This window comes from Bacillota bacterium, from assembly GCA_040754675.1.
Lineage (GTDB): Bacteria > Bacillota > Limnochordia > Limnochordales > Geochordaceae > Geochorda.
Genome location: JBFMCJ010000524.1, coordinates 1 through 2,804, shown reverse-complemented (window position 1 = coordinate 2,804; position 2,804 = coordinate 1). Strand labels below are relative to the sequence as shown.

Here is a 2,804-nt window from a genome sequence, read left to right as displayed (position 1 = left end):
GCTGCATGGCTGCACCAGAGAACGAGCAACGGTCTGCTGTCGAGCGGTTTCTCTCGGCCCTCCGCGCGCGGGGCATTGCCGAGAGGAGTATCAGTACCTACCTGGGTCAGGTCAGGCGCTTCATCGCGTGGTACGAGCGTAGCCTGGGCGCCTTCGACCTCGCGGCGGTGACGCCCCTCGATGTGGCTGACTACCGCCGGTGGATGCAGGAAAGAGGCCGCAAGCCCGGAACGGTCAACCTGGCGCTAGTTGCCCTGGGGCGGTTCTTCTCGTGGGCGGTTGAAGAGGGACTCTGTCCGGCAAACCCGGCAGCCGGGGTGAAGCGGGTCCCCGAGCAGGTCCCGGGCCCCAGGTGGCTTGACCGCAGGGCGCTGGGCGCGCTGATGAGGGCGGTCATGAGGTACGGCACCGTGCGCGACCGGGTGCTGATCATGCTGTTGCTGCACACCGGCCTGCGGGTGAGCGAGGCGTGCGGTCTGCGGGTGGACGACGTGGAGATCAGGGAGCGGTCGGGCCGGGTGCGGGTGAGGCACGGCAAGGGCGGCAAGTACCGCGAGGTGCCGCTGAACGTGACAATCCGCAAGGCGCTCAAGGAGTACCTGGAGTCGGCGCATCCGGGTGGGGAGTGGCTGTTCTTGAACCGTTACGGGGAACGGCTCAACGAGCGCTCCGCGGAGCGGATGGTGCGCAAGTATGCCCGGCTAGCCGGTCTGGACCGGGTCACCGTGCACACGCTCAGGCATACGTTCTGTAAGATGTTGGTTGACGCTGGCGAGAGCCTGGACCGGGTTGCGGCGCTTGCCGGGCACGCCAGCCTGAACACGACGGCGCGGTACACGAAGCCGTCGTTCACGGACCTGGAGAAGGCGGTCGCCAGGTTGGCCTGGGAGTGAGGGCAAGCGGTGATGCCCCGGGGCTGGTTGCTGCTGTTGCGTCGTGGTTTGGTCCGGGGAGGGAGGCAATGCGGTATACCATTTGCGCGGGCAAACGGGGTGAGCGGACGGGAGGCTTGACGCATGGCTCGGCGGCAGTTCAGGGTATTGCTCGAGTGGGACCCGGACGACCGGGTGTGGGTCACGTACGTTCCCGACCTGGACTGGCTTTCCACTTACGGTGAGACGAAGGAGCAGGCGTTGGAGCAGACGCGTGAAGCCATCCTGGGGTACATTGAGGCGGCTGCGAAAGAGGGTCTGTCCCTGCCGGCGCCGCGGCCTGGGCCAGAAGTGGTAGAAGTGGAAGTGGCTGTGGGTTGAGTCGTGTTCCGAGGGGCAGCGACCGGGCGGTGCTGCGTGCCTTGCAGCGGCTTGGGTTCGTGGTGACCCACGTGCGGGGGAGCCACTACTATCTTCGGCGTCCCGGAGAAGGCGGATTGGTTGTGGTGCCCGTGCATGGGCACCGCGACCTGCCCGTGGGGACCATGCAGTCGATCCTGCGGCAGGCTGGGATGACCGCCGAAGAGCTTGCCTCCCTGCTGTAGGAACCCGCCTTCACGCCGGGCTGAAGCAGAGAGATCGTTGCGGCCACCCCGGCACACCCGGGCCAGCGTCAGGTTGGATAAGCAGCTTGTCGATGCCGGCGAGAGCGCGGACCGGGTGGCGGGTCTTGCCGGGGACGCCGGTCTGAACACGACGGCGCGGCACACGAAGCTCTCGTTCACGGACCTGGAGAGGGCTGTGGCGTGGGAATGGCCGGTGCTGCTGGTGGCCTTTCGGCGTGCCCTCGACCGGGAGGTCCAGAATGGTGTATTCTGGTGTCTGGGAGAGGCGGGGTTCGGGAAATGGGGGCGTCAGAGCACAAAAGCACGGCGTATCACGGGCCCGGTATTCGAGAGGTGGTCACGCGCGTTTATGAGGCCATCCGGGATAGAGGTGTTCACGATCCGGTGTGCCAGATTGCGGGCTACCTCCTTCTCCGGGGAGCCGGCGTACATCACCGGTTTCAGGGGGGCCCGGGAGTTGATTCAGTCCGTTGAGCGTTACGAGATCGTGGGGGAATTGCTGAGGGCGTATTTTGTAGACGCGGGGGAGGGCCCTGCCGAGCCTGGCGATGCCGGATAGATCGAAGTTGCCGGAGCCTGCTGCCACAGCGGGGGTGGTTGTCCGAATCCGGGCCAGGCCGTGATCCCGAGCCGCTGGCTGGGGTCGGACGGCGAACTAGTGCTGCGTAATCGGCGCGTGCAGCAGCGTTCGGTGTTTGGGCCGGAGAGGGCACGAGGCCACCCGGGGCAAGGCGGATGGGAGCAACTTGCGAGTTTGTGCGAGCCCTGCGGCCGTAGCCGAAGCCCTCGCCAACCGGTTTCGCTTCCTGACCCGGGCGGCCACGCCTTGATTCGACATGGTGTGTCACCGGTCCTTGTGGGTTGTAACCATGGCGCGGGGATGGCCCCCCGTTGTATTGCCAGGTGCCTTTGCTCAGTGGGTTGGTGGAGGAACGAAGCGTTCTTCGTGCACGGTGCCCCAGCGCCCAGGGCAAGGGACATGCGAAGAAATGTCGAATCCTGCGTTGGGCGGGCCGAACGGCGGAGGGAATTAACAGTGGCAGATCATCTCCTCTCACGAGCCCCTGATGAGCTTCCCGTGCTGATGCGCGCCTGCCGCCTCCTGGAAGCGGCGAAGAGCGGCGCGGAGGAGGACGTTTCCAGGGCCCTTGCGGCGCTGAGGGAGGCTGCTGTTTCGGTTTCGGCCGCGGCCGGTGCCCTGGAGTTGATGACGGAGCGGGCGAGGCTGAGGAAGCCGGGCTGAGGTTGGAGATTGTGGGCTTGTGGACCGGCGGCGGAAGGGATGCACGGGCTTGGTCAGGCACGG

The 2,804-nt window shown here is 66.3% G+C and carries 5 protein-coding genes; all 5 read left to right on the top strand.

What is annotated here, in order from left to right; all coding sequences use genetic code 11:
- The first annotated feature begins 5 nt into the window (after positions 1-5).
- The 5 genes from AB1609_20180 to AB1609_20160 all read left to right on the top strand — a co-directional run bounded on the left by AB1609_20180 (position 6) and on the right by AB1609_20160 (position 2,741).
- The gene (locus AB1609_20180) at positions 6-893 is read left to right on the top strand and encodes a tyrosine-type recombinase/integrase (protein MEW6048761.1); all 888 of its coding nucleotides are present in this window, start codon (positions 6-8) and stop codon (positions 891-893) included.
- Between the two features lie 123 nt (positions 894-1,016).
- The gene (locus AB1609_20175; GenBank protein ID MEW6048760.1) at positions 1,017-1,253 is read left to right on the top strand and encodes a type II toxin-antitoxin system HicB family antitoxin; all 237 of its coding nucleotides are present in this window, start codon (positions 1,017-1,019) and stop codon (positions 1,251-1,253) included.
- The gene (locus AB1609_20170) at positions 1,250-1,477 is read left to right on the top strand and encodes a type II toxin-antitoxin system HicA family toxin (protein ID MEW6048759.1); all 228 of its coding nucleotides are present in this window, start codon (positions 1,250-1,252) and stop codon (positions 1,475-1,477) included. Before AB1609_20175 ends, AB1609_20170 begins: the two co-directional genes overlap by 4 nt.
- A 73-nt stretch (positions 1,478-1,550) precedes the next feature.
- Entirely contained in the window at positions 1,551-2,057 is a 507-nt protein-coding gene (locus AB1609_20165; GenBank protein MEW6048758.1) for an IreB family regulatory phosphoprotein, read from the top strand.
- Between the two features lie 477 nt (positions 2,058-2,534).
- Positions 2,535-2,741, top strand: coding sequence for a hypothetical protein (locus tag AB1609_20160; GenBank protein MEW6048757.1), 207 nt, complete (start codon positions 2,535-2,537; stop codon positions 2,739-2,741).
- Positions 2,742-2,804 lie beyond the last annotated feature (63 nt).